This is a genomic window from Marinimicrobium agarilyticum DSM 16975 (genome assembly GCF_000423345.1).
Taxonomy (GTDB): Bacteria; Pseudomonadota; Gammaproteobacteria; order Pseudomonadales; family Cellvibrionaceae; genus Marinimicrobium; species Marinimicrobium agarilyticum.
Map to the genome: position 1 here is coordinate 204,048 of NZ_AUHU01000004.1, position 26,807 is coordinate 230,854.

Genomic DNA, 26,807 nt, shown 5'->3' on the forward strand with positions numbered 1-26,807 from the left:
GGCAAGAAAAGGAGCACTTGTCGGGAGGCGGGGTAGGATTAAGGAGCGGTGCAGTAAGGGCCGATCAAAGTGCCGACGAAGCCACCGGCCACGTTGGTACTGAGGTTGGTCGCGTCCACGTCCTCGGCGAGAGTGTGTTGCTCGCCATTAACGGTGTAGTGGGCTTTCATTTCACCACCGTTGAACGCCATCGAAAGGGTGACCTCCTGGGAGTCCGGCAGCGTTGCAGAGCTGATCAGCCTGTCCTCCTCGGAACCTTCACGGCGGTAAAGGGCAATCTTCCGCTCGCCGTCCAGACGGGTGATACCCAAGAATATCAGGTGCTCGTCATTCTGAATGGCCGCAATGCCCGCCTTTTCGCCCTCGGCACTCGGGTCGAAGGAAACCGTGGTGGAGACGGTTGCAATGTGGTGTTGTTGACGTCGGCCAAGGAAAGTAGGCACCGCTTCGAGATCACCCAGACCGCCGTGGCACTTCAGGTTAAGAGCACCATCCTCGAGGTGATAAAACGGCGCATCGGGGTCGCGAATGCCCATCCAGTTCAGCGCGAGCTCATCACCGTCGAAGTGGTCGGTGTAGCTGAAATTTCCGGCGTTGGCCGGTGTGGTTTCGGGCTGCTCTGGCAATTCGGGTTTTTGCAGCGCGAAGGGAATACGCTCGCCCCGGGGCAGTATGTAAGGCCAATCGTTTTCCCAGCGAACCGGCAGCAGGAATGTCTCCCGGCCGATGTTGAACATGTCATTGTCGTAGGGGCGGATGGCGAGAAAGGTCGCCCACCAGTCGCCATTGGGAATCTGCACAAACTTGGCGTGGCCGGCAGCGATGATCGGGTCCTCCCGGTCGGCGTCGAGATCGCGCTGGGTCAGTATCGGGTTGTGGTCGGCGGGCTTGTAGGGGCCCCAGACGTTGTCAGAGCGGAAGATGGTCTGTGAGTGATGCACACTGGTGCCGCCCTCGGCGGCGGTAATGTAGTAGTAACCGTTGCGCTGGATGATGTGGGGGCCTTCAATCCACACCGGTTTCTCGGAAATATCCACCCCACCGTTAATCAACTGCTTGCGCTCGCCGGTCATGGTGAGGTTCTTCCAGTCAAACTCCTGAATCCAGATCGCCCGGTGACCGTCGTACCGTGGCTCTTCATTGGGTGCGCCGTTATTGAGGATGTAGGCCTTGCCGCTGTCATCCCAGTGGATGGAAGGATCAATCCCCTCAAAGCCCAGCCAGTGCGGATCCGACCAGGGGCCAGTGGGTTTGTCGGCTGTCATCACAAAGTTGCCGCCGCAATCCACGCACGTGGACGCCAAATAGTAGGTTCCCTCGTGGAAGGAAAGATCCGGGGCGAAAATTCCTCGGGAGACCTCCAGACCGGAGAAATCGAACTGGCCCGGTCGATCGATGGCGTTGTCGATCTGCGTCCAGTTGACCAGGTCTTTTGAGTGGTAGATGGGCAAACCGGGGAAGTGGGTAAAGGAGGAGGTGACCACATAGTAGTCGTCTCCAACCCGCGCCACCGTCGGATCGGGCGCGTAGCCGGAAATAACGGGGTTACGGAACTCGCCTTCGCCCACAGTGACTTCTTCCTGAGACTCACCTTGATAGGAAAACTCCGTGAACCTGGCGGTTTTCCCGGTGGAAGCCTCCTGGGGTGAGGTCGCGCTTTGAGATGACGGGGCTTCTTGGGTGTGGGGGGCATCGCTGGACGAGTCACAGCCGGTCACAATGGCCAGAAGCGCCATAGCCGACAACGCAGTCATTTTTTTCATTCTTCGGATCCTCAACGTTCTCATAAAATTTGCTTCGAGGGTTTTCTCAATATATTATGATAATCACATATTGTAACTATAACTATAACTATTCTTGGCGCCACACTCAAACCTGCCGCGGCATTATTTCGTAGCGGTATTTTTGGCTATTCAGCAGGTGGCGATCGCGCCTGCACCAGGGCGTGTTCAGCAATCAAAAGGCAGTAATGGTAGGGATAAATATGATTCAGCGTGTGGGACTCAGCGCGGCATTACTCACATTGTTGGCCTGCAGCACCGGTGTTGGGGTACAGAACCAGACAGAAGACCAGGCTCTGGCACGCAACCCGCTGATCTGGGCGGATGTCCCCGATCCGGCGGTCATTCGCGTGGATGACGTCTACTACATGAGTAGCACCACCATGCACATGAATCCGGGGCTGCCGCTGATGAAGTCCCCCAACCTGGTGGACTGGGAGCTGATCGGTTACGCCTATGACACGCTCTCGGATGGTGATGCATCGACCCTGAGCAATGGCCAGCACGCCTACGGTCAAGGTTCCTGGGCGAGCAGCCTGCGCTACCACAAGGGGCGTTTTTATGTCAGCACCTTTGCCAATCACACGGGCAAGACCTATATCTTTTCTACCGACAACATTGAAAGCGGCCGGTGGGAGCGTGCTGAAATCGATGAGCTGTTCCACGACGCCTCGCTGGTGTTTGATGAGGGGCGCGCTTTTCTCCTCTATGGCAATGACGATATTCATTTAGTGGAGCTCACGGCCGATGCCACGGCGGTGAAGCCAGGCGGGCTGCGCACGACGGTGATTGAAAACGCCTCGTCGATCGCGGGAGAGGAATTCTGGGTGCCCGCGGAGGGAGCCCAGGTCAGCAAAACCAACGGCTACTATTACATTAACCTGATCAGTTGGCCGGCCAACGGTATGCGCACCCAACTGGTTTATCGCTCGGAACACCTGACTGGGCCCTACGAAGGGCGCGTGGTGCTGGAGGACCGGGGCATCGCTCAAGGCGGCCTGATCGACACGCCCGACGGTGACTGGTTCGCCTTCCTGTTCCGGGACTCCGGTGCGGTAGGACGCATCCCCTATTTGGTGCCGGTCCACTGGGAGAATGGCTGGCCGGTATACGGCGTCAATGGGACGGTCCCCGAGACTCTGCGTATTCCCTCGCGCCAGCCGGGGTTGGGCAACATCGTTGCTTCAGACAACTTTGATTATGGGCCGGTGAGGTCCCCCCAAAACCCTTCCAGTCCCCTCAAGCTGGCCTGGCAGTGGAATCACAACCCCGATGATCGGGGTTGGTCGGTTGCCGAGCGGCCCGGCTACCTGAGTCTGACCCATCGACGCACCGACAAAGGGTTGCTGGATACGCGCAACACCCTTACCCAGCGTATGTTTGGCCCCGAATCCCGGGCCACCGTTGCGCTCGACACCTCGGAGTTGCGGGCGGGAGATGTCGCCGGGCTTGCCGCCCTCCAGGCCCGTTACGGGTTTGTGGGCGTCGAGCAAACGGCCTCTGGCGCTTCCTTGGTGATGGTATCCGGCCAATCCGAAGACTCGACGGTTAGGGAGGCGGTTGAAGAGCGAATCGCGTTGCCCCAATCGGTGGTTTATCTCCAGATTCGGGCTGACTTCAAGGATTTGAACGATACCGCCACTTTCTGGTACAGCCTGAATGGCGAAAACTGGAAGAGCATTGGCGACCCTCTGAACATGGAATACACCCTGCCACACTTTATGGGCTACCGGTTTGCGCTGTTCAGTTATGCAACGCAAGCACCGGGAGGCCGTGCTGACTTTGACTTTTATCGGGTTGAATAAAAACGATCCAAATCCTTGAGCGTAATTAACAATAACCAGAGGTGGAACATGACGATGAAAAGCTTACCTTTCCAGGGTTGCCGCAAAGGCCTGGTTGCGGTGTTGATGGTGTTCAGCACCATGGCGCTTGCCCAGGACGGCAAAATGACCCCCATGGACGCTCCGAAAGAGCCCAACGCCATACCGCTTGAGACCGGCGATGTGGAACAGCAAAGCGAGCCGGAAACCTGGTTCCGTCAGTGGGGCGACCCCATGGCCCGCAATATCTCCAAGGCGACGTTGACGCCGGTGTTGGCGGACCCCGACAAGGCCAACGGCACCTCGGTTATTGTCGCACCGGGGGGCGGTTTTATGTGGCTGTCCATGGGCAATGAAGGTTGGGAAGTGGCCGAAGCTCTGGCCGAGCAGGGCATCAACGCGTTTGTGCTCAAATACCGTCTGCAACCCACAGCGCCTACGCTGGAAGGCTTTGAAAAGCAGATGAACCGGCGCTTTGAAGAGGCTGAGAATGCTCCCGCTGATGAGGGGGAGGCCCCGGAACGGCCCCGGTGGGACCTTTCCAACCAGATCGAGGACGTCGAGGCCGCTTATGCCCTGATGCTCAAGCGCAAGGATGAGTGGGGCGTAAACCCCGATAGAATTGGCATGATCGGTTTCTCCGCTGGCGCTGGCCTGACCATGGCGACGACGCTGGAGTCAGAGAAGGTGGACCTGGCGTTTATCGGGCCGATCTATGGAGGAATGAACGCGGTGGATGTGCCGAAAGACGCACCTCCCATGTTCGCAGCGATTGCCGCGGATGACTTCCTGTTCAATGGCGAGTTCGGTCTGATTCAGTCTTGGTACGAGGCCGGTGTGCCGGTCGAGTTCCACCTCTACCAGAACGGTGGTCATGGCTTCGGTTTGGGTAACCCCGATCGTACCAGCAATACCTGGTTCCAGGCCTTTATGCATTGGCTCGACGTAAACGGGTTTTTAACGGGAGAGAAGGCTCATCCCTGAGCCAATAGTGGTGTCATCCTTGGTTGACCGCTCTTTAGGGGGCGGTCACTGTGCAGTTCGGCGTTGTGAGATCGCCGTTGGAGTTGCCTTGCAGACCGAAGGTGGCGGAACCGCCCGGCGCCAAGTTGCCGTTCCAGCTCAAGTTGCTTGCCACCACGTTCCCACCTTGGGTGTCGACATTGGCGCTCCAGCTGCTCGTGACTTGCGGATCACCGGCGAAGTCCAGCTCAATCGCCCACCCGTTAATGGCGCTTGAACCGTCGTTCGCAACGGTCACGTCCATCTGGTAACCGGAATTCCACTGGTTGATTCCGCTGACCTCACAGTTGACATCACCGGTGCCAGGGTTGGGTTCGGGTTCGGGTTCGGGTTCGGGTTCGGGCTCCGGCTCAGGTGCCGGTTCCTCACCGATGACGCCATATGGAGCGGGCTGAGAGCGGCAAGTGTTTTCCGACACGCAGCTTTGGTTGTTTTCCCAGCCCCAGCCGTTGCTGGTCGTGGTGCAAAGCGGAGTCGTGGTGCCGTACCAGTTACACTCGGCGCCCGGGGTCGGTTCGGGCTCGGGCTCGGGCTCGGGCTCCGGTTCAGGCTCCGGCTCCGGCTCGGGTTCCGGGTCCGGTGTGCCGCCGGTGTCTTCCGGGGGCGTACCGTTAAAGCCCTCTTGTCCTTCTGGCGTCATGCTCAACACAAGATATCCGTTCTGTGTGTTGACGTTGGCGGGCGTGAAGTCCGCCATGTTTTCCGCGAAAGTCCAGTCAGCCGTGCCCCAGCGAGAGGAATCCAGCGAATTGAAGTCATCGCGCCAGCTCAGCTCGAAGTTCTGGCCATCCCAGCGGTGGTATTCAAACCAGTTGATATACATGTGAACCGGTAGAATTGAATCATCGAAGGGGCCAACCCACTCTTCGATGTTGGCGGGCCAGAAATTGAAGCGTGCCTGGGCGGGGCTTGTCAGCGCGCTGGCCTGGTTACCGTTGATCTCCCGAACCAGCTCCCCGTCAATGAGCCAACGAACCTGGTCAGGTTTCCATTCCAGCGTGAAGGTATGGTAACTCCGGGCCAGCGACTCGGAGACCGGGTGTACCTGCTCAGTGGTGATTTTTTCGCCGAGCCCGGTGATGATGTTGGTTTGCCAGGAGTTGGCGCCGTTTTTACCGAGAACCTCGATATCGACCTCCTCCCAGAACACATCGTCCATTTCAGACCCCTCCTTCCAGAGGAAGAAGGCTGAAATCAGGCCACTGCCTTCGCCGGCGCGCATGCGCATGACATACTTGCCGTAGAGTTCAGAATCTTGGGTAAATATTTCTGCCGATTTGTAAGGTTTGGCGTCAGCCAGCAGTGGCGCTACCACTAATAACGCACAAGCGGGAATGGCTCGTGCGAGTCGCTGTAAAGACGAGTACATGACGAACTCCTGTAAAATTATAAGAATGAAGATCGCTGCCACCGCCGCTGATGAAACCGCGGCTTAAATGCGCCGCTGTTCCGACCGGGGTGGCGGCATCGACAGCATCATTTTGGTGGCCAGGAGGGGCGAAGGACAGTCTCAATACACGTTTTGCCTGTATTGAGACACAGTCGAGGGCGTCAATGTTCTACGAGCAGGCGGTTTGCGACGCGGTCGGTGTGGCCCGCCCCGGCGTTTGATGGTTCAGTCGGTATGAACTAGGGGTGGTGCTCTGCGTTTTTTTGAATAATCGGTGGAAGGTCGCCTTGCTATTGAATCCGCAAGCCTGGGCGATGTCGGCGATGCTCCACTGATTGTATTGGGGGTCGCGTAGGCGACGCTTTACGTCCTCCATTCGATAGTGGCTCACAAACTCATGGAAGTTCTGTTGAAAACAGCTGTTGATGACCATCGACACCTCGCGGGGGGTGCATTGAGCCATCGCTGCAAATCGCTCCAGGGTGAGTTGTGGGTTCAAATACGCCTCCTGCGTTGTCATCGCCTGTTTTATTCTGACAACGAGCGCCTCGTCCAATGACGCCTTTTTCTCTCGCCCAGCAGAGCCGACCGGCCTGGTAGCTTTGGGTGACCCCCGATACAGCAGAAAGGCAATCAGCCCCAAATTGAAATAATTCCCCACAATACCCATAACATCGCTGATGTCACCGGGCCGAAAGGTGCCGAAAAAGTGAGTCATGGCAGCCCACAGCCAAACGGCCGTAAATCCCCCCACGATGGACAGCTGGTCTTGCTGTATGGCTCTGCCAATCGAGCGCTCGGTGTCAGTTCCAGGTTGGCGCAGAATTATTCGTAGACACAGGGCACCGTAAACCACCGGAAGCAACTTCTTCAGCGTGACAAAATCGCCGTAAAAAGCATTCGGTTTTTGATAGAGCTGCAGGTTGAGAAGCAAGTCCCGCTGTACGGCATGGGGGAAGCGAAAGCACTCCACATACAGATAAACCAGCGCAACGAGCGCTGGTAGAAGGTGGATGCACTGCTTGGGCCCAAAGCGGAATTGGGGGTTCACATGGGCCTGGAGTTGCCAGTAAAGAAAGGGGCCCAGCAAAAAAGCGACCACTCCGAGAAAGAGGTACAGATAGGGCACCACCGTGAAAACGGGGTGACGGATGGGCTCCGCCCAAAGGATCAGGGTATTGATGGCGACAAGAGCCGTGACAGCGAGAAACAGGCCAAACAAATACCCCGACGGCTGGGGGCGACTCCAGCCGACAATATGTCGCGACCCCAGCAACGCGCAAGCCACCACCGTAACGATGAGTGCGACGTCATGAATATTGAACAGGACCGCTTTCATACCCATCCATGCCTTGTTTGCATCGCGTAATGTGGCGCACCAACCATCACAGGGTGGATGCATCAATCGCCCACGACAAAGAGGGAGACATTACTGGACTCTTCAGTCCCTCACAGTGAAGTCCTTCTCACTTTCTGCGATACAGCGGTCGTCTAACCGCCGCTCAACGCCTGGAATATAAACACCGTATCGCCATCTTGAACAAGGTCGCTAAGGCCTTTCCGGTCGATCACGATCGTGTCGTTGATGCAGACCTTCACATGCCGGCGCAGCGCCCCTTGTTCATCCAGGATGTAATCGGTAAAGCCGGGTGCCTGATCGTTAATGGCAGACAGAACCTCGGCGACCGAACCGGGCGGGGTACTGAGGGTACGGTTCTTCAGGTGAGGGAAAAACCGGTACAGGTGCGATGTCATCTTAATCGTCGGCATAACACTCAACCAAAGCGCACGGAGTAGATGGGAGGGAAGTTATTGCCCAGGCACTGCCAGGTCTCCCCCCGGTCTTCCGACAGGTAGGCATTGCCGGTGGTGCTGCCGAAGCAGAGAAGGTCGCCGGCGGCATCCAGGGCGTGTCGGAGCACAATATCGTGGGCATCTTCCTGTGGAAGGCCCTTGCGCAGTGCCTGCCAGGACTGGCCGCCGTCCTCGGTGCGCGCGACAAACAGGCCTCCGTCAATGGTCATGCGTTGGGCGTCGCTGCGGCCCGGCACCACCCAGGCGGTTCGGCCGTCGCGGTCATCCACGGCCACGGGAAAGCCAAAGTTTACTCCCATGTCCGGGTCACTGACTTTCTTCCAGTTCCGGGCGCCGTCATCACTGTAGAACACGCCGCAATGGTTCTGTTGCCAGAGGTGATCCGGCTGGCCGGGGCAGTGGGTCACAAAGTGCGGGTCGTGGCCCCAATCCGCTTCCGGGTTGGGCAGGTAGTCCATCAGCATGCCGCGATTGCGCCCGGTCCAGCTCTGGCCCCCATCGGTACTTTCCAGCACCCCGGCGGAGGAAACCGCCACATGCAGGTGATCCGGGTCCCGTGGGTCCACGATAATGGAGTGGATGCCGGGCTCGAATACCCCATAGTCAATGCTGGCCGGAGTGCCGCCCCAGTGGTTTTCGGAGGTGGCGCCACCGGTAAACAGATCACCACCGCGACTCTCGTGGTCCCACAGCGGCCGGTTAAGGGTCCAGGTATCACCGCCGTCGTCGCTGACAAACAATCCCCCGGGAATGGTGCCGGCGTACATTCGCCCGGGCTGTTCCTCCCCTCCAAAGGCGAGATGCCAGATTTTGTACACCGTGGCGTTGGCGTATTCCGGCTCCCCGACCGGTGCCTCGGGGTCGAAATCCGGCGTGGGCAGAACCTGGGCGATATGCCGCGCCCCCTGAGGATACTTCAGTGAGGAAATGTCCTCCCAGGTCTTACCCCCGTCCCGGGAACGTGACAGCTTTGGCCCCCAATGACCATGGTCCAGAGACGCCCAGAGGGTGCCGTCGCGTGGGTCTCGGGTCGCGTAACAGACCGGTACGCCGGCGTGAAGAATGGGGCGCGCTCGCCAGCCCGCCGCCTGTCGATCAATGATAACGGTGCCCTTGCGGGTACCCAGAAGAAGGGTCTCAGCCATCAGCTTTTCCTCACGAAGTGGTGTATTCATGGGGCTGACAACCGCGATACCCCCCAGGTACGGCTACCATCGCTTGTGTCAGTCCCGCTCGGTAGTCGAACGGCAACTCTCAATATAGACGTTAAAGCGCGTTTTTAAGTTTTTACGAACCAGTCTTCCGTCGCCGGGGAGTCAGGGTTTCTGTCGGGGCGGAAACCCCCTCTCTTTTCAATCAAATTCGATAATAATGACGCATTACCAATCCATTCAATGTGACCATAAGGCCATTACGTGAATTTATTTGAGTGTGTATGCTTGATTTTGGGTGAAAATGGAATAATAGTGTGCGTGGGCCTGTCCCTTTTCAGGCCGTTACGACATAACATAAAAACGTAAGAGAGATAATATGAATAAATATATCTGGCTGATACTAATGTCCGTCGCCCTTGCCGGGTGTGGTGGAAGTGATAACCCTGGCTCCGATGACGTCCCCAATGACCCCGAAACCCCTGTAACGCCAACCGCCCCTGAGGAAGAGGAGGAAGAGCAGGAGGAGCAGGAACCAAACGAGGAAGAACCAGAAGTAGTGCCCCCAACCGACACCGCCGACACTGACGTCCAGGTGTTTGTGGTGGGTGACTCCACCGTGGCCAGCTACAACGCCTCGTCATACCCGCAGGCGGGCTGGGGGCAGGTGCTCCAATACTACTTCGAAGAAGATGAAGTCGAAGTCCTCAACAGAGCGCGAGGCGGCCGCAGCACCAAAAGCTACAAAGTCGATGGCATTTGGGATGAAGTCCTCACCGAAGTGGGGGAGGGTGACTATGTCATGATCCAGTTTGGTCACAATGACCGGGACTGGACCAAAGACGAACGCTACACCTCCCCGGAAGACTATGAAGTGTACCTGACCGAATACGTCGAAGAGACCCGAGCGAAATCGGCGACGCCCATTCTGGTCAGCCCCATGGTCATGAACGCCTATCGTGACGGAGCGCTGCGCAATGTGTTTACCGAAGAAGGTAATGATTATGCGGGTTCAATGGCAAGCGTTGCCGCCGATATGGATGTTTCCTATGTAGACTTGAATGCCAAATCCTGGGCGCTGGTCAACTCCCTTGGTCAGGAGCAGGCCTCGCATTACCTGTATCTGATTCTGGACGCCGGTGAATATGAGAATTACCCGGATGGCAGCAATGATGGCACACACTTTCAGGAGTCCGGTGCCATTGAAATGGCTCGCCTCGTGGTAGAAGGCCTGGAGGAGCTCAACGCAGACGAAGCCCTGACTACACTCTTGGACGGCATCGCGCCACGATATACCTTGACGGTAACGCAAGAGGGCGCGAATGACAGTCTCTACACCCAAGGCAACGCTTATCCTGCCGATACACCACTAACCCTCAAGGTGCGTGCCGGCGACAGTGACACCTTCGACGCCTGGTACTCAGCAGGCCAAGTAGCAAGTGAGACCAACCTCTACAGAACCACAATGCCGGCGGGCACATTGACCATGGTAGCGGCGTTTAATGGGGTGGTCCCCGAGTTCAACGTCGATGCCGCCACCGCTTATCTGATTGGCGACTCCACCGTGGCCGACTATGCCGAGGGCTACTACCCGCAAACCGGCTGGGGCCAGGGCTTCCAGCACTACTTTGATGACTCGAAAATCACGATCGACAACCGCGCCCTGGGCGGTCGTAGTTCAAAAAGTTACTACGAAAACCACTGGGAGGACGTAAAAGCCAACGTCCAGGAAGGCGACTTTGTCTTCATTCAGTTTGGCATCAACGACAGAGCGCAGGACGAAGAGCGAAGCGCGCCCACAGGTGGCGTGTTTGAAGGCTACATGACCGACTTCGTCGAAGAGACCCGGGAATTGGGAGCCACCCCGATCTTCGTCACCACGGTCCGCCGCAACCAGTGGCGGGATGGCGCTCCGTACGACGCCTATCATGAGCATCCCGTGGTCACTCGTGAGCTCGCCGCTGATCTGGGTGTTCCATTGGTCGACCTCAACGCAAAAAACAAAGCGCTGCTCGAAATGGTGGGTGAAGACTACGCCAACGAGTTTTACTACATGGGCTTTGGGGCCAATCAATACGGCAATGCGACCGCCGCAGCGGATACCGTGCACTTTCAAAAGCAGGGTGCGGTTGAAATGGCTCGCCTGGTGGCCGAAGGCGTCGAAGAGCTGAGCGGCATAAACGCCGTTGCACCGCTCGTCGGCGCCCTCAAGCCCACCTTTGCGATGAGCGTCTCTTCACCGACGCCGGAGGCCGGCACCTTTTCCAAGGCTTTTGAGTACCCCGAAGGCACCCCGATGACCCTTAAAGCACTGGCCAATGAAGGCGATGAGTTTACCCAATGGCTCGGAGCTGATCGGGCCGAAGTGTCAACGGACTTCATCTATGAATTCAATACCGGCGCTGCCGCCAGCACCTACGAAGCGGTATTCAACAACAGCGAAGGTCTGGGCGAAGTCATGACGAACCTGACAACGCAGTTGGATGGCACCAACATCGTGTTGGACTGGTCCCTTGAGAACTTCAGTGGCGAGATCACCTATGTCGAAATTTACCGCAATACCCAGGCGAATTTTGACGGCCGTGAACGTATCGTCGCCGGTGCGGCCACCAGTGGTACTTTTGTGGATGAAACCGCCGAAGAAGGAAACACCTACTGGTACATGTTCAAAGTGGTCCATGGTGGAGTCACCACCAACGCCGAAGCCGAAGGCGAAATCAGAAAGCCTTTTGTCAGCGAAGTGCCGGTGACCAACTTGACCACCACCATCGTCAACGGCACCTCCGTTGAAGTGTCCTGGGACCTTCAATACTTCGAGCCAGAGATCACCTACATTGCCATTTACCGCAATGATGAGAACGCCCTGTTGGGGCGCGAACGTCTTCTTGCCGGTGCCGCAATGAAGGGGACCCTGGTTGACGAGAACCTCGAGCCGGGTAAAACCTACTGGTATATGGTGAAAATGACCCAAAACGGCGACACGGTAAACACCGATCCGGAAGCCGACATTACCATTCCAGAGGGCGCGGTGGCTGAATAACCCTCGTTCAGAAGGTTCGTTGCCCGGCTGCCACCTTCCCCCAAGAAGATGGCAGCCGGGCAACCAATGCAGCCCTCAAAGGTGGCGCAATAAGGATATCGTCGAAAGGCTTGATTCTCAGGCAAAACTGGGGTGAGATGAGGGGCTAAACCACCGCAAACGGTAACCGAAACATGGCAACCGATAAACCAACAAGCAGCAAACTCGACCGGGTTCTGGCCGAGCAACGTGAATATATCGCCAAGCGCGAGCGGGGCTATCGGGAGCAGGCGCTCAAAATGTACCCCTGGATCTGCGGGCGCTGCGCCCGGGAGTTCACCCGTGCCAACCTGCGCGAGCTGACCGTGCACCATGTGAATCACGACCATGACTACAACCCCTCGGACGGCAGCAACTGGGAGCTACTCTGCATCTACTGCCATGACGAGGAGCACGAAAAGTTCTCCAACTTCATTCGCTACGGTAGCACGACGGAAACCGAACGCCCCGCCGCCACCCACAACCCCTTTGCCGATCTCAAGGCCCTCATGGGCGAGAAAAAATAGCGAACGACCTAGAGCCTCTTTCCCATAGCTGTCGTTTGGTGAGTGATTTGGGGTTCACGCTATCGCCTCAGTCATATTGCTGTCACCTGGCTCCTCGATACTCACGGCATTTGATGTTTTGAGGAGTTTTCCATGCCCAATGTATCCAGACGTCGTTTTATTCGTGCCGGCATGTTCGGCCTTGGTGGCATTTACGTGTCGTCCGCCCTGACCGGTTGTGGCGGTAGTGACGATGACGGCCCAGAGCTGGGCCTGGGTCGTTTTGCGCATGGCGTTGCATCTGGTGATCCACTGGCTGAGAGCGTCATCCTCTGGACTCGCGTGACCCCCGCTAACAGCGGCGACGAGTCAGTGCGCGTAAGTTGGGAGGTTGCCCGGGACCAGGCATTCAGTGATATCGTCACCGAGGGCTCGGGCGACGCGCACATTTCGCGCGACTTTACCGTCAAGGTGGATATTCGCGACTTGAGTCCGGATACGCACTATTACTACCGTTTCAATACCGCGACAGAATCCTCTCCCATAGGCCGTACCCGGACCCTTCCGCAAAACACGAGCGAGCGCCTGCAGCTGGCGGTGGTCTCCTGCTCCAACTATCCCTCCGGGTTTTTCCACGTGTACGACGCGATCGCTGATAAGGAGCTTGATCTGGTTCTGCACCTGGGTGATTACATCTACGAGTACGGCATCGATGGCTACGCCTCCGAGGAGGCGGAACAATTGGGCCGACAATCACTTCCGGCTGGAGAACTGTTCACGCTGGACGACTACCGTACCCGCTACGCTCAGTACCGCTCGGACCCCGACCTTCAGAAAGCGCACGCGGCGCACCCGTTCCTCGTCGTGTGGGACGATCACGAAATCGCCAATGACACCTACAACGGCGGTGCGGAAAACCATAATGACGGAGAGGGCGAGTTCGATGAGCGCAAATTGGCCGCGATGCGCGCCTACTTCGAATGGCTACCGATTCGCCCCGAGTCCGCCGCCACCAATGACGACCTGGTCATGCCGTCCAGCATCTTCCGGCAGTTCCAGTGGGGAGATCTGGTTAATATTCTGATGCTGGACACCCGGAATGAATCCCGGGCAAAACCATTGGCCATTCCCGATTATTTTGACTCGACCACTGGCGCTTTTGACTTTGAAGGTCTGTTTGGCGATATCAACGATTCGTCCCGGGAGCTGCTCGGTCCCCGGCAACTCGACTGGTTGGGCTCGGCGCTGGCCACATCGACCGCCACCTGGCAAATGCTGGGGCAGCAGGTGTTGATGGGGCGCATGTACTTGCCCTTTGCCATCGCCACCCAGCAAATGAGCATTCCCGACTACGCCGAACTCGCGCCCCTGGCGTTGCTGGCCGCCCGCGCCCAGCAAAACGACCCGACGCTGACCGAGGAGGAACTGGCCTACCTTCAAGCCAACCAGGGAAAGCTCACCCCCGAAGTGGTGGCCCTGCTTCAAGCGCCCGGTATCCCCTACAACCTGGATGCGTGGGATGGCTACGGCGCCGCTCGCGAGAAAGTGCTTCAGTTGGCGCGGCAAGCCAATGCCAAGCTCGTGGTGGTCGCTGGCGACACCCACAACGCCTGGGCCAGTGAATTGACAGACGCCGAGGGCACACCGGTGGGAGTTGAGCTTGCGACCTCTTCGGTCAGCTCGCCGGGCCTTGAGCAGTACCTGGGAGTGTCACCGCAAGCCTACGCGCAAACCGAAGCCGGCATCGTCAGCCTGGTGGAAGGGCTTAAATATATGAACACTGGCGACCGCGGCTTTATGACGCTCGACATTACCCACGAGCGAATCGACGCCCGCTGGGAGTTTGTGAGCTCCATCAAGGAAAGCGATTACACCCTCGTTCCTGAACGCTCCATGCGCATGCAGGTGGATGCAGACACCAGTGCGAGCCTGGTGGCGGTAACATCGTAGGTTGCTCCCTTTCCCAATTCACTCATAGAGCGCTATTTGCGATCAGCGGTCAACAGGCCGCTGATCGCCCCTGACTGCGCTGATCAGGCGTAACCAAATAACTTTTGGCGTTTGATTTTTTCCGCCACGACATCCGGAACCTGGTCTTCCCAGCTCGCGTTACCCTCACTGATTTGCTGAAGCACATTCGGCGAGAAAATACCCAGATAGTCCTCGTTGAACCGCTCCAGTTGAACGATATAGCCATTGTCCATTAGGTGCTGGTAAAGGTGGCGTAGCTGAGTGGGCACCTCAAGGTTGTCGGCTCTGACCAACTGGCCCGTGGCCGGATCGCGGTAGGGGTAGATGTAGAGTTTGACCTTGTTTTTGAACAGCCGCCCGAAGCCTTCCAAGAGTCCGCCCGCCAAGTCCTGGTAATAGCTTTCATCGAACAGTTCAGCCAGGCTGTGAGCGCCCATGGTCACCCCGATGCGGCCGCTGGTGTTGCGGCTCAGGTAAGAGGCCAGGCGATGGTACTCCGGGTAATCGGAAATCAGCACCGTGTGGCCCGCCGCCTCCAGCACCTCGGCGCGGGCGATGAAATCGTCCAGATCTACATCGCCCCCGGTATTCAGGTTCTTCAGGGCCATCTCCATAATGGCCACCGTCTCGCCGGGCTCTGCGTCCGCCTCGGCTTCCATCGTGGTCAAGGCGGAGTCGAGCATATCGATATTCACATGGGTCACCGGGCGAAAGCGCCCTCGCTCCACCAGAACCGACTTTTTACGCAGGTGTTCCGAGGGCTGAAGCACGCGGCCGTCGGCGGCAAACATGGCCGCATCGCTCAGGCCCAGCTGCACCAGACGCAGGCTGAGAATACGGTTGTCCACCCGTTCGAACGCCGCGCCGGAGAAGTCCACCATGTCTACTTCCAGACGGTTAACGCTCAGCCCGTCGAGTAATGATTGCACCAGAAGGTCGGGGTCATCGCTCAAAAAACAGGCGCCGTAGACGAGGTTAACGCCTACTACCCCCAGGGCTTCCTGCTGGAGCGCGTTTTCGCTGTCGAGCATGCGCACGTGAATAATGATCTCACTGGCCTGGGCGCCCGGCTCAGCCTGGAAGCGCACACCCAGCCAGCCGTGGCACTCATTGGTGCCCTGATAGTTGCGGGCGGAGACCGTATTGGCAAAGGAAAAGAACGCCGTGCGCTCGCCCCGGTCTAGCGCCAGCCGCTCCAGGGTGAGGTCGTACTCGTAGTTGAGCATGGCCTCCAACCGCTCGCGGCAGACGTAGCGGTCACATTTACCGTAGATTGCGTCGCTCACTGCCATATCGTAGGCGGAGATGCTCTTGGCCACGGTGCCCGCCGCGCCACCGGCCTGAAAAAACCAGCGCACCACCTCCTGGCCCGCGCCGATTTCGGCAAAGGAGCCGTAGCGGCTATCCTCAAGGTTCACTTTCAGGGCTTTCTCTCGGGGGTGCTGGGGATGCGGCTCTCTCATGGGGGGCAATCACTCCTCGGGCTGGGTGTCTGAGGTAATCCGTAGGCCTCATGCTAACCCAGAAGAGGCGGTGTGACCATGTTGGGTGGAGGCTCTCCCCGCAGAAGAGCGTGGCGATGGTGACCTTTCGTTGTGATGAATATCACACATGCATAAGTTGTGGCGGTTGCCTGTTTACTTCGTTTACAGGTTTCGGTAAATTCGATTTCTGTCGATGTCATTACCGCAAACCCATTAAGGTGAGTATCTCAACAAGGAGTCGTTACCATGTCGGAATTCTTTCTCCCCCACCAGCATATCCCCGCCAAAGACTTGTTCGCCGCCGGAGATAAGGAAGCTATTGACCGCTTCCTCCAGCAAAATGCCGAATGTCGCAACGGCCTTAATGCCCAAAGCCCCTATTGCTCGGAATTTACCTCGGCTCAGGACCCGTTGATCCTGAGCAGCCTTCAACAGCTCCCGAACTCCCACAGACGCCAATTGTCCTGCACCATTGATGAATTCGGTGAGCAAACACATGTTATTGCTGAATTCTATGATCGGCACCTGACAAACCTCAATCTCGAGGCTACTAACGGCCTAGTTGGTGCCGGTGCCACTGCCAACGGGGCCCGGCTAACCGCCTTTCAACGCACTATGGTCGATTATCAGGACGCGCTTATAAAGCTCAATGAGCACAAGCGCGGTGGTCGCGCTAGCATGGCGAGTAAAGTAGAGCTGGAGGCTATGGCTAGGCGTAAATATGCCACTATGGCGCAACGGTACCGGGTAGAGTTAAACAGCATAGGCAATCCGGCGTTTCGCAATACGAATCGTGGACATATTCTGAATAACGCCGATCGTGGTATTACTCTCGCCAAGCACCACCGGGCGTCGAAACTTTCAATCGACAATGTCGCCGAAGTAGAACGATTAAACCGGCTGGCTCGTAGCATCCGTTTTGCGGGAAACGGAGCCGTTGTGTTAGATGTGGGCGCACGTTTAACCGGGGTATATGAGAGCTACCAACGCAATGAAAACTGGCAGCGGGAGCTGTCGCGGGAGGCGACTGGATTCGGCATTGGAGGCGCTAGCGGTATGTTGGCAGGTCAAGCTACCGTCGGAGCTCTAACAATGATAGGTCTCGGTGTCACGCCCCTTGGATGGGTCGTGGTGATAGGGGCGGGTATCGCCGTTGGATTTTCGACTGGGTCAAAAATGGATAGTTTCGGGAAGTGGCTTGCAGATCTATTATGGAGCCGGTGAGGCCAAAGATATTATGAGTACCGAGTGGGTGTTCTTTTGGGTTTGTCTTCCAGTGTTAGCCTTAATGTTTATCAGCTGGCTAGGGTTCGCGCGCCTAACGATGGCGAGGATCGAAAAGCAACTGAAGGCGGAGGGAAAGCCTCGCCCTTGCCCTTGGGACGGTCCCGGGGGCAGAGTCGTTCTATACGCTTATGCGATTGTACTGCCCTCAAATTGGGCGAAACGAATTCACGCCCGGCTCATTGATGCATCTCTAGTTCGATCCTACGTGCTACCTCAAGATCGCTGGCTGGCTTTCATGCTGATAGTGTCTGGAAATTTAATGATATTTTTGGGGTTGTGGGGATCATTCTATTTAGGGTTTTATTAGAGTGTTCATGTGGGCAAGGGTAAGAGCATTTGCTTCATAACAAGAGGTTGTTTAGTGAGCTTCGCAGAAAGAACGTCTTTTAGAGTTATTGCCCTATGCTCCGTTTTATTAGCAGCCACTAGTAGTGCTGAACCTCCGGTGACAGACAACAACCCTTACGATCAGCTTTGCTCAATTTATCAGGAGGAGCTGGCTGGCAAGGCTTCTCCGGGACCGGCAACCTTTCAGAGATTGGCAAACAGGCTGAATGAAGAATTGCCGGAACTTACCAGACAGTTGGGGCACTGGGCCAACTTTCCCAAAGAAGAGTTTTATCCAGCACTTGAAGAAATGGCTGAGAGCGATACCGGAAAAGCCTGGGAATGTGACTTTATCAGGCGACGCCACAAATCTTTCTATTGAGCGCTGCTACTAACCACCGCCAGTAGTTTCTGCACATGCTCCGAGATTTCACTGCCCAAGGGGGTGAGATACCCGCCATCTTTTTGAGTAATGAGGCCCTTGGCGTGCAGTCGCTCTGCGGCGGCCACCAGTGCTGGGTCGGCGGAGCTTTGATGGACTTTAAGACCCTCCATTGATGAGGATGAGTCAAACAGGGCGAGCAAGTTGAGTTCGCTGAGGTGGTCTTGTGAAAAGGGCATGGCTTGTTCCTCATTGTGTTGGTGCGTTGTTCGGTCGCAAAACGAAGCCTGATGGGCTATGACACCAATATACCTTAGCAGCTCTCCAGGGTCAGTGCGGGTATTTTCAATGCGTAGGCGTCCCATCCCTGGGTGCCCCAGACGACGCCAGTCAGCCTGCCTTTACTCTTCGCCTTCCGGGGGGATGGACAAGATGTAGGCCGCCAGCTTTTCCCGGGTCTCCTGGTCCAGGAAGCTGTGGGCGGGCATGGCGTGCTCGCCCCACTTGCCGGTGCTGCCCTCGGCGATGGCATTGGCGATGTAGCCCTTGGGGTCGTCCAGGTCGCTGTACTTCTGCTGGATCTGCAGAAAGCTTGGGCCCACCGAGGCTTCGCGTTCCTGGTGGCAGGCAACACAGCTGGTCTCTTTGGCGGCCGCTTTACCCTCGGCAATCTCCAGTTGAGCCTCATGTCCCATGCCCCCGGCCGTTGCGGCGGCTGGTGTGTCGCCTTCGGTAGGTTCTGGCAGTTCAGCATCCGCGTCGTATTCAATCACGCTCAGCTTGGCCTCTTTGCCGCCGGCCCACCACTGGGAGCCGTACTCAAGCACCCACAGGCGGCCATCGTCGGTGATCTTAAGGTCGAGCGGCCCGGCAAACTCGACGGCGGGGGCGAGGTCCTTGATCTTGACCACATCGTCGTACTCATCGATCGTGACCACCTTGATCCAACTGCGCATAAAGTCGCCGATAATCAGCTTGCCCTGGTAGTACTCGGGGTAGGCCAGGTCACCGGACTCCGGATACACGCCAGCCACCAGGGCATTGCGGCCGCCCTGACCCAACTCGGGGAAGCGCCCGGAGTTGTTATAGGGGTACCAGATCATCGCCGGTTGGGCCGGGGGCAGCACCTTCAGCCCGTTATTGCGCGGCGAGAAATTCTCCGGGGCCAGGGGGTTGAACAGCTTGCCACTGGTGCCGGCCTGATAGTCGTACATGCGGTAGGGGATATTGTTGCCCACCATGGTGGGCCAGCCGAAATTCCCGGCTTCGGTCACTTTGTTGATTTCGTCGTAACCGCGCGGGCCGAAGTCGGCCGTCTCTTCTTTGGCGTCAGGGCCGATATCGCCGTAATAGAGTGTGTCGGTGTTGTCGTCCACCGCGATGGTATAGGGGTTGCGGGTGCCCATTACATAGATTTCGGGGCGGCCCTGTTCAGCCGAGTCGAACAGATTGCCTTCGGGAATGGAGTAGCCGCCGTTCTTGTCCGGGTGGATGCGCAAGATCTTGCCGCGCAGGTCCTGGGTGTTGCCGGCGCTGCGCAGAGCGTCGTGGTGCTTCCCCTCGGCGGTGTTGTTGATCGGGCCGGAGCCGTTGGATTCGAAGGGGTTGCTGTTATCCCCCAGCGCGATGAACAGGTTGCCGTGGCGGTCAAATTCCAGGTTGCCGCCGGTGTGGCAGCAGGTGTTATCGTTGGGGATATCCATCAACACCTGCGCAGAGGCCATATCCACCGTTTTCCCGGTCACCTTGAACTGCGCCAGGCGCTGCAGCAGATCGTGCTCGCCGCTCTCATCCGGAAGGTTGTACATGGCGTAGATGAGCCGGTTCTCGGCAAAATCCGGGTCAAACGCGACCGCAATCAGCCCAAACTCGATATTCTTGGCCGGCGCGAACACATCAAACTCCGCCATCACAGACGTCTCTTCAGTGGCCACATCTAACCAGAGGAGCTTGCCCTGGCGCTGGGCAATCATGGCGGCGCTGTAATCCTGGGTCACATCAAAGCTCACCGGCTCGTTCAGGTCGTCCACCAGGATGTTGCGCTTGAAGCGGCGCGGGTCGGGCTTCACCGTGGCGTAATCCAGTGGCTGGCGCTCTGCCAGGGCGTACTCGAGCCCGCCGTCCAGATGCTTCAGAAACAGGGGGTTGTGGAACATCTCGGTGGTGTGGCCAAGGCCCGTATAGAAGGCGCGGCCGCCATCAAACGCGTGGTACCAGGCAATGGGGTGGTAGGCGCCGTGCTGGCCGCCTTGATAGCTGCGCTCGTCAAGGGTCAAGAGGTCATGGCGCCGGTCTGACAGGGACGTGAAGTCATACCATTCGTCGACCATGCGAAACTGTTCCGGCAGCGCCTCGGTCGCGGGGTGATCTGGGCCCACCACATTGAGCGTGGCTGCCTGCACGCCCGCAGGATCACTCGGGTGGGACTGGAAGGCCGCGCCCACGAGGCGCCGATACCAGTGCCAGTCGCCCTCGGTGTCCGTCGCCGAGTGAATGCCCACAAAGCCGCCACCGGCCTGGATATAGCGCTCAAACGCCAACTGCTGCTGTTCATTGAGGACATCCCCACGGGTGTTCACAAACACCACCGCAGCCATGGTCTGCAGCTGCTCATCGGTGAACACGCTGGCATCTGCCGTCGCGACCGGCGTCAGGCCTCTCTGCTCCACCAGAGTGGTCACGGCCTCGACCCCCGCCGGGATCGACTCGTGCTGCCACTCGGGGGACTTGGAGAAAATCAATACAGAGGTCAGTTGATCCCCCTGCTCCGAGGTGGACGGTGTCCCGGCCCCCGGGTCGGATTCAGAACAGGAAGCGATAAAGGCGCCCAGGAGCACCAGGGCGAAAGCAGCGAAAATACGAGGGGTCGTCACAGTCATGGGGTACATCACATTGGCTACGGGAGTTTATGGCTCGCCTGTTTTTATTGGGTGCAGGCTGAGTACGGAAATAGGTAGGTTGTCACTATAAACCAGACGTGGGAGTCATGCGAGTCAGGATGACTATTAGGGGTTACTCTCCCATTGATGGAATTCCCGCGCCCGAGTATGATGCAGCCCTGCTTGAATGACCCCATTGCTACAAGCAGTTTCGCACCCGTAGCTCAGCTGGATAGAGTAGGTGGCTTCGAACCACTTGGTCGGGAGTTCGAATCTCTCCGGGTGCGCCATAAAACAGACATTAGCTTGAACGCACAGCCCATTCGCGCGTGCGAACCGAAGCCGATGCTACCTATTCCCGCCCCCGAGGCCTCATGAAACCCACCGTTTTACTGGGCTCTGCCCAAATTCCTGACACCAAGACTGAATTGAAGCTCTACACCCACGACGGAGAATTTTCGATAAAGATTCCCGGCCGTGGGGAGCTTATGAATACCCGCGTACACGGTTCCGAGAAAGCGTTGGCCGATCTGGCTTGTGAGCGTATGGGCGCCACGAAGCAGCCCCGTGTGCTTGTGGGAGGTTTGGGCATGGGGTTCACCCTGGCCGCCGCCTTAGCCGCCGCAGGCCCCGATGCTGAGGTGGTTGTCGCCGAACTGGTGCCTGAAGTCGTGACGTGGAATCGCGAGTTGATGGGCGCAGCCTCCGGGCACCCCTTGACTGATCCTCGCGCCAATGTCTATGTGGGCGACGTAGCGGATTTGATAAGGGCAGAATCAGGCGCCTTCGATGCCATACTGTTGGACGTCGATAACGGCCCGGAAGCAATGATCCGCCGTGAGAACGATTGGCTATACACAATCCCCGGACTCGAAGCGGCCCGACGCGCGCTGCGCCCTCAGGGAGTCTTGGCCGTCTGGTCAGCGGGACCCGACCAGATGTTCAAGGCACGAATGAAGCACGCCGGTTTCAAAGTAGAAGAGCAGATAGTTCGCCCCCACCGCAAAGGCAAAGGGGCACGTCATTACATTTGGCTTGGCAGCCAAAGTGAGAGAAAGCCACGCGGGTGATGCTCGCCTCGAGCCACTACAGCGGGCCATGACCTTCCCCTTTAATATTTCTGGTACCTCAAAAAAAAGCCCCACCAGCTTTCGCTGGCGGGGCTCCGAGTGACACCAATCCGCGGTTACTTTTCGGCGGCGTTCTTCTCTTTTTCTTTGGCGATCACGGTCTCGGCCACGTTGGCCGGGCAAGCCGCGTAGTGCGAGAACTCCATGGAGAACTGACCGCGGCCAGAGGTCATGGTACGCAGGGTGCTGATGTAACCAAACATTTCTGAAAGCGGTACATCGGCTTTAATGCGAACGCCGGTAGCGCCTGGCTCCTGACCGGAGATCATGCCGCGACGACGGTTCAGGTCACCAATAACATCACCCACGTGATCTTCCGGGCTGTACACGTCCACCTTCATGATTGGCTCGAGCAACTGCGGGCCGGCCTTGGGCATGGACTGACGGAAGGCGCCCTTGGCGGCAATTTCGAACGCAACGGCCGAAGAGTCAACGGCGTGGTAAGCACCGTCTGTCAGCTCGACAACCACGTCCAACACCGGGAAGCCGGCCAGAGGGCCAGAACCCATCAGGGACTTGAAGCCCTTTTCGATGGCGGGGAAGAATTCCTTGGGAACGTTGCCGCCCACAACCGATGAGCTGAAGGTGAACCCCGTGTTCGGCTCGCCCGGCTTGATGGTGTAGTCGATCTTACCGTACTGACCGGAACCACCGGACTGCTTCTTGTGGGTGTAGCTGTCTTCGATTTCCTTAGTGATGGTTTCGCGGTAGGCCACCTGCGGCTGGCCGACGGTCAGCTCCACCCCGTAGGTGCGCTTGAGGATATCCACTTTAATATCCAGGTGCAGCTCGCCCATGCCTTTGAGAATGGTCTCACCCGAGTCGACATCGGTCTCAACGCGGAAGGTGGGGTCCTCGGCGACCATCTTGCCGATGGCGATACCCATCTTCTCGGTGGCGCCCTTGTCTTTCGGGAACACCGAGATGGAGATTACCGGCTCCGGGAACACCATGGCTTCCAGGGTGCAGGGGTGCTTGGGATCACACAGGGTATGGCCGGTCTGCACGTTTTTCATACCCACGATGGCGATAATGTCGCCCGCGGTGGCGAAAGACAGCTCATTACGCTCGTCGGCCTGCATCTCAACCATCCGGCCCACACGCTCGGTTTTGCCGGTGAAGGAGTTGAGGATGGTGTCGCCTTTGTTGAGCTTGCCCGAGTAGATGCGTACGAAGGTCAGGGCGCCGAAACGGTCGTCCATAATTTTGAACGCCAGGGCGCGGAAGGGCTCGTCGGGAGACACGATGGCGTGTTTGCCGGTCGGGTTGCCTTCTTCGTCGGTCAGCGGCTGCGGGTTCACTTCCTGGGGCGCAGGCAGGTAGTCGACAACGGCGTCCAGCAGCAGCTGCATGCCCTTGTTTTTGAAGGCCGAACCACAGTAGGTGGGGAAGAAAGCCAGCTCCAGGGTGCCCTTGCGGATGCAGCGCTTAATATCGTCGTCGCTGACTTCCTCGCCTTCCATGTAGGCCATCATCAGGTCGTCGTCCATCTCGACGGCGTTTTCCACCAACTGGTCGCGGTACATCTCGACGTCGTCAACCATATCGGCCGGTACATCGGTGATGGTGTAGTTTTCCGGCAGGCCGGTCGCATCCCAGACGTAGGCCTTGCGGGTCAGCAGGTCCACTACGCCCGAGAAGGTGTCTTCACGGCCGATGGGCAGGGTCATGATCAGCGGCTTGGCGCCCAGAACCTTTTTCACCTGATCGGTGACGCGCAGGAAGTCCGCACCGACGCGGTCCAGCTTGTTGACGAAAATCAGGCGCGAGACCTTGGAGTCGTTCGCATAACGCCAGTTGGTCTCGGACTGGGGCTCCACGCCGCCAGAGCCGCAGAACACGCCGATACCGCCGTCGAGTACCTTCAACGAACGGTACACCTCCACGGTGAAGTCAACGTGCCCGGGGGTGTCAATGACGTTGAAACGGTAGCCCTTCCAGAAACAGCTGACGGCGGCCGACTGGATGGTGATGCCGCGCTCGGCTTCCTGGTCCATGAAGTCGGTGGTGGATTCACCCTCGTGCACTTCGCCGAGCTTGTGAATTTTACCCGTCAGCTTAAGGATACGCTCCGTGGTAGTGGTTTTGCCGGCGTCTACGTGGGCGAAGATGCCGATGTTGCGGTAAAGGGATAGATCAGTCATAGCGCTCTCTAAAGCTGGGTTGAACACGGGGGGTGAAAATAGGCAGCGAATATACTGGAAACTGGGGAATTTTGCTCGTTAAATGTGACGAATTTCCGACCAGCGGCTTAGTGTTACCTCCTCAGTAGCCGATCCTGGTTAAATTCGCCTCTTTCTGGCCGGTCCGGACCGGTGAAAGCCGGGTCGATGTATGGGTGTCCAGCCTTGTTCCTGCGTCTCAGACGAAACAGTCTATTCCCTCCGTCCCCTTTCATTGATCGCTCGCTGCTGCCAGGCGCACCACCGGGTCTCCCACCGTCATACGGCCACTTTGAATGATCCGGGCGCACAGGCCCCCATAGCCATACATCGCCGCTGCACCGCCGGGGCCCAGCGCTTCGTTCATACGGGAACAGGGGTGACAGAGGGCGGTGGTTTCCAGCACCGCTTCGCCAACCTGCAAGCGCTGATGGCGCAGGAGGTTCATATTCATGCCAGAAATGACGAGATTGCGCCGCAACAGCGCCGGGTCGATGCTGGAATGGCCGGTATGCCGGCCTATCGCCTCGATAAATTCGCGGCTGATTAACGTCACCTGCCGGGCCGAACCGGGGGTCTTGGTCATGCGGTGGTCGCCTTCAAGCCCCTGACCCTCGACCGCCAGGGCGGTCTCCGCCACCAATACAGTGCCGCGCCGTTCACTGCGCAGGCCGATCCATTCGAGCCGTCCCTGTGGAAGGTCTTGGCACAGCTTATCGAGCAGGCGGGACTGGGCTTTCATAAGGTACTTCTCTATAGGGTGTGGGCTCGCCAGCATATTCTCTTCATTTGGATCAGAAAAGGGGCGCCATAGGCTAGTGTAGCGGTGGGAGGTTCTCGCGGCGCTCTGATGGTCAGACCTGCGGCACTCTACGAAAAATGATTCAGCAGAGCCGGCTAACCTCTCTAAGCTGGGAATTCAAATGACCAGTCGTTACTGGAATGCGGATAAACTTCCGTATAAGGCTCGAAGCTCTATTCTTTGTCGCTACCGATGTTCCCTCTCGACCTCCTGCTTCATTGGTGTTGCCCTCAATGGTAGTGAGGGTTGTTCCGCTCACTGCATCTACAATTCCGATATGGGAAAAAACAAAAACAACAATGTCTCCTTTTCTGGGCTTAAAGGTCCTTGATGAATTATCAAATATTAAGCAATTTGTACTCTGGGCCCACTCGGACAAAAACCTGCTCACGGAGGCCTCTCTAGGTGGGTTTAGGGAACCAAAAAAAGGCGATCTTCGGCATAGTTCTTGAACGCAGAATGAAACAAACGAAGCGCACCATGGATAACCGTCTGTTCCTCCAGCTGTGACCAGGTCGTCCGCTTTGAAGATGTTTAACAGAGCCTGGCTATTGCCCGCTTTGTTGTCATCTGTTTCTGTGGTCCCGATATACCTGCGCGCTATATCAGCCAACTCAGACTGAGGCGAAAAAATACGGCTACTTGCTCCGTTTAGCCTTTCTGACATAGCAGTGATGGCACGCCATGTAATGGGTCCGACAATTCCATCGACAGGAAGCCCCGAATCTCTCTGAAACTTCCTTACCGCCTTCTCAGTAGCAAGGCCAAAAATACCATCTTCAACTAACCGGGGATCCACCTCGACAACATTGTTCAAGATCTTTTGGAGGTCGGAAACGGCTTCCCCGCGCTTGGATACGCGTAGTGTTGGACTAGGCATTGTAAAATCTCCCTATAGAGGACTATTATGGTGTTAGCTTCAAATAAATCCACAAATCTGATGGCAAAGATTCATTGGTTGGGTTCGTCTCCAGCCAAAGTATGCCTCCCTCCACAAAACGAGCCACCACATCACTTCCATAAGCGGTACCGTCTTTTAGACAGCTTAGAGTGAACGTTTCGGACTCAGAGGGTAGCGTAGGCTCGGAAAATGTCCGAGTTACGCGGTAAGCGTTCTCGTCTGCCTCAACCGAAACAACGATTTCGGCGCCGCCCATCTCTGAGTAATATTTACCTGGCTTGGCGTCGGTCTCGGAGAAGGCATCTATACTCTCTATATCCGTTACGACTAATACATTCGCCGGTAAAGCCTTTAGAGAAACGTCTTCTTCCGAACACTCCATTTTGGCGCCTTTTCCTTCATTGTTGATTGGCTGGGACTGAAAGTCAGAACTACAGGCCTGAAGAGGGATCATGTATACAATCGTCAGAATAACGATTGCCGGGAAGTTTTTTTTCGTCAAAACACTATCCTTCCATATTTTGTGTGTCATCAGTGGCCGGAAAACCCGGCTGAATCTCCCAAAAAACACTGTTGAGCATACTCGATAAAACAACTGGAGAAAACGGTTGTTCGCTATAATATTGAAGCACTTCCCAAATGAAATCAATGTGGGCGATCGAGCTTTGACTTGGGACATGATCTTCCCGTATGCCGTTGATCCTCAGATACTTTTCTGCCAGCCCCTTTTCGGTAAAATCCAGCTTCCCCAGAAGGCGTGCCGATCTTGTATTGAACGGCATATAATTCGTCATTCTGCGGTATACGGTAACCGCTGGGCCTTATCGTCGTTCTTGACCCTCCAGGCACTGATATCCAGCAGATAGTATTCTTCGGCGTCTTTCAGGTTAATCTCCAGGCCCGTTGTGAGTTGTTGTTCGTCCGCCATTGGATCT

22 protein-coding genes and 1 tRNA gene are annotated in these 26,807 nt (G+C 57.2%); 9 read left to right on the forward strand and 14 right to left on the reverse strand.

The window, feature by feature from the left end; all coding sequences use genetic code 11:
* Window positions 1-38: 38 nt before the first annotated feature.
* Entirely contained in the window at window positions 39-1,763 is a 1,725-nt protein-coding gene (locus G547_RS0103935; protein ID WP_027328718.1) for a glycoside hydrolase family 43 protein, read from the reverse strand.
* A gap of 221 nt (window positions 1,764-1,984) precedes the next feature.
* On the opposite strand from G547_RS0103935, the gene G547_RS0103940 reads away from it, so the two are divergent.
* Together G547_RS0103940 and G547_RS0103945 are read left to right on the forward strand one after the other, a co-directional pair.
* A complete protein-coding gene (locus G547_RS0103940) occupies window positions 1,985-3,586 on the forward strand; it encodes a glycoside hydrolase family 43 protein (RefSeq protein WP_036187004.1) in 1,602 nt (533 codons plus the stop codon).
* 48 nt (window positions 3,587-3,634) lie between these two features.
* Window positions 3,635-4,588: an alpha/beta hydrolase gene (locus G547_RS0103945; protein WP_027328720.1), complete on the forward strand. Its 954-nt coding sequence runs from the start codon at window positions 3,635-3,637 to the stop codon at window positions 4,586-4,588.
* A 34-nt stretch (window positions 4,589-4,622) separates the two neighbouring features.
* Here G547_RS0103945 and G547_RS20060 read toward each other — a convergent pair whose 3' ends face one another.
* The 4 genes from G547_RS20060 to G547_RS0103965 form a co-directional block, all read right to left on the reverse strand.
* A complete protein-coding gene (locus G547_RS20060; RefSeq protein ID WP_084645652.1) occupies window positions 4,623-5,996 on the reverse strand; it encodes a family 16 glycosylhydrolase in 1,374 nt (457 codons plus the stop codon).
* 190 nt (window positions 5,997-6,186) lie between these two features.
* Window positions 6,187-7,356 carry a helix-turn-helix domain-containing protein gene (locus G547_RS20065; protein ID WP_051234782.1) on the reverse strand — a complete coding sequence of 390 codons (1,170 nt, stop codon included), beginning with the start codon at window positions 7,354-7,356 and terminating at the stop codon, window positions 6,187-6,189.
* Window positions 7,357-7,508: 152 nt separating this feature from the next.
* Window positions 7,509-7,787, reverse strand: coding sequence for a MoaD/ThiS family protein (locus tag G547_RS0103960; protein ID WP_027328721.1), 279 nt, complete (start codon window positions 7,785-7,787; stop codon window positions 7,509-7,511).
* Window positions 7,788-7,792: 5 nt separating this feature from the next.
* Window positions 7,793-8,977, reverse strand: coding sequence for a WD40/YVTN/BNR-like repeat-containing protein (locus G547_RS0103965; RefSeq protein ID WP_027328722.1), 1,185 nt, complete (start codon window positions 8,975-8,977; stop codon window positions 7,793-7,795).
* 385 nt (window positions 8,978-9,362) lie between these two features.
* Between G547_RS0103965 and G547_RS22480 the strand changes: the two genes are divergently transcribed.
* The 3 genes from G547_RS22480 (at window position 9,363) to G547_RS0103980 (ending at window position 14,497) form a co-directional block, all read left to right on the forward strand.
* Window positions 9,363-12,023: a GDSL-type esterase/lipase family protein gene (locus tag G547_RS22480; RefSeq protein ID WP_051234784.1), complete on the forward strand. Its 2,661-nt coding sequence runs from the start codon at window positions 9,363-9,365 to the stop codon at window positions 12,021-12,023.
* A gap of 173 nt (window positions 12,024-12,196) precedes the next feature.
* A complete protein-coding gene (locus G547_RS0103975) occupies window positions 12,197-12,568 on the forward strand; it encodes a YajD family HNH nuclease (protein WP_027328723.1) in 372 nt (123 codons plus the stop codon).
* 132 nt (window positions 12,569-12,700) lie between these two features.
* Complete coding sequence (locus G547_RS0103980; RefSeq protein WP_084645656.1) at window positions 12,701-14,497, forward strand: alkaline phosphatase D family protein; 1,797 nt, start codon at window positions 12,701-12,703, stop codon at window positions 14,495-14,497.
* A gap of 83 nt (window positions 14,498-14,580) precedes the next feature.
* Here G547_RS0103980 and G547_RS0103985 read toward each other — a convergent pair whose 3' ends face one another.
* Window positions 14,581-15,981 carry a hypothetical protein gene (locus tag G547_RS0103985; RefSeq protein ID WP_027328725.1) on the reverse strand — a complete coding sequence of 467 codons (1,401 nt, stop codon included), beginning with the start codon at window positions 15,979-15,981 and terminating at the stop codon, window positions 14,581-14,583.
* Window positions 15,982-16,248: 267 nt separating this feature from the next.
* On the opposite strand from G547_RS0103985, the gene G547_RS0103990 reads away from it, so the two are divergent.
* Together G547_RS0103990 and G547_RS0104000 are read left to right on the forward strand one after the other, a co-directional pair.
* On the forward strand, window positions 16,249-17,226 hold the full coding sequence (locus G547_RS0103990; RefSeq protein ID WP_027328726.1) for a hypothetical protein: 978 nt from the start codon (window positions 16,249-16,251) through the stop codon (window positions 17,224-17,226).
* 424 nt (window positions 17,227-17,650) lie between these two features.
* Entirely contained in the window at window positions 17,651-17,998 is a 348-nt protein-coding gene (locus G547_RS0104000) for a hypothetical protein (protein ID WP_157209778.1), read from the forward strand.
* Here G547_RS0104000 and G547_RS0104005 read toward each other — a convergent pair.
* Window positions 17,992-18,237 (reverse strand): TIGR02647 family protein, encoded by a 246-nt coding sequence (locus G547_RS0104005; RefSeq protein WP_027328729.1) that lies wholly within the window; start codon window positions 18,235-18,237, stop codon window positions 17,992-17,994. The two genes, G547_RS0104000 and G547_RS0104005, sit on opposite strands and share 7 nt — an antisense overlap.
* Before the next feature lie 162 nt (window positions 18,238-18,399).
* The gene (locus G547_RS20075; RefSeq protein WP_084645658.1) at window positions 18,400-20,877 is read right to left on the reverse strand and encodes a ThuA domain-containing protein; all 2,478 of its coding nucleotides are present in this window, start codon (window positions 20,875-20,877) and stop codon (window positions 18,400-18,402) included.
* A 213-nt stretch (window positions 20,878-21,090) separates the two neighbouring features.
* On the opposite strand from G547_RS20075, the gene G547_RS0104015 reads away from it, so the two are divergent.
* A tRNA-Arg gene (locus G547_RS0104015) sits at window positions 21,091-21,167 on the forward strand.
* 84 nt (window positions 21,168-21,251) lie between these two features.
* On the forward strand, window positions 21,252-21,947 hold the full coding sequence (locus G547_RS0104020) for a spermidine synthase (protein WP_027328730.1): 696 nt from the start codon (window positions 21,252-21,254) through the stop codon (window positions 21,945-21,947).
* 116 nt (window positions 21,948-22,063) lie between these two features.
* Here the strand turns inward: G547_RS0104020 and fusA are convergent, their stop codons facing one another.
* The 6 genes from fusA to G547_RS23310 all read right to left on the reverse strand — a co-directional run bounded on the left by fusA (window position 22,064) and on the right by G547_RS23310 (window position 26,800).
* Entirely contained in the window at window positions 22,064-24,151 is a 2,088-nt protein-coding gene (gene fusA, locus G547_RS0104025) for an elongation factor G (protein ID WP_027328731.1), read from the reverse strand.
* Between the two features lie 250 nt (window positions 24,152-24,401).
* The gene (locus G547_RS0104030; RefSeq protein ID WP_027328732.1) at window positions 24,402-24,911 is read right to left on the reverse strand and encodes an MOSC domain-containing protein; all 510 of its coding nucleotides are present in this window, start codon (window positions 24,909-24,911) and stop codon (window positions 24,402-24,404) included.
* Between the two features lie 142 nt (window positions 24,912-25,053).
* On the reverse strand, window positions 25,054-25,851 hold the full coding sequence (locus G547_RS22945) for a peptidoglycan-binding protein (protein ID WP_084645660.1): 798 nt from the start codon (window positions 25,849-25,851) through the stop codon (window positions 25,054-25,056).
* Window positions 25,852-25,876: 25 nt separating this feature from the next.
* A complete protein-coding gene (locus G547_RS0104040; RefSeq protein ID WP_027328733.1) occupies window positions 25,877-26,374 on the reverse strand; it encodes a hypothetical protein in 498 nt (165 codons plus the stop codon).
* 4 nt (window positions 26,375-26,378) lie between these two features.
* Complete coding sequence (locus G547_RS0104045; protein WP_027328734.1) at window positions 26,379-26,654, reverse strand: hypothetical protein; 276 nt, start codon at window positions 26,652-26,654, stop codon at window positions 26,379-26,381.
* Window positions 26,655-26,662: 8 nt separating this feature from the next.
* Window positions 26,663-26,800, reverse strand: coding sequence for a hypothetical protein (locus tag G547_RS23310; protein ID WP_157209779.1), 138 nt, complete (start codon window positions 26,798-26,800; stop codon window positions 26,663-26,665).
* Window positions 26,801-26,807 lie beyond the last annotated feature (7 nt).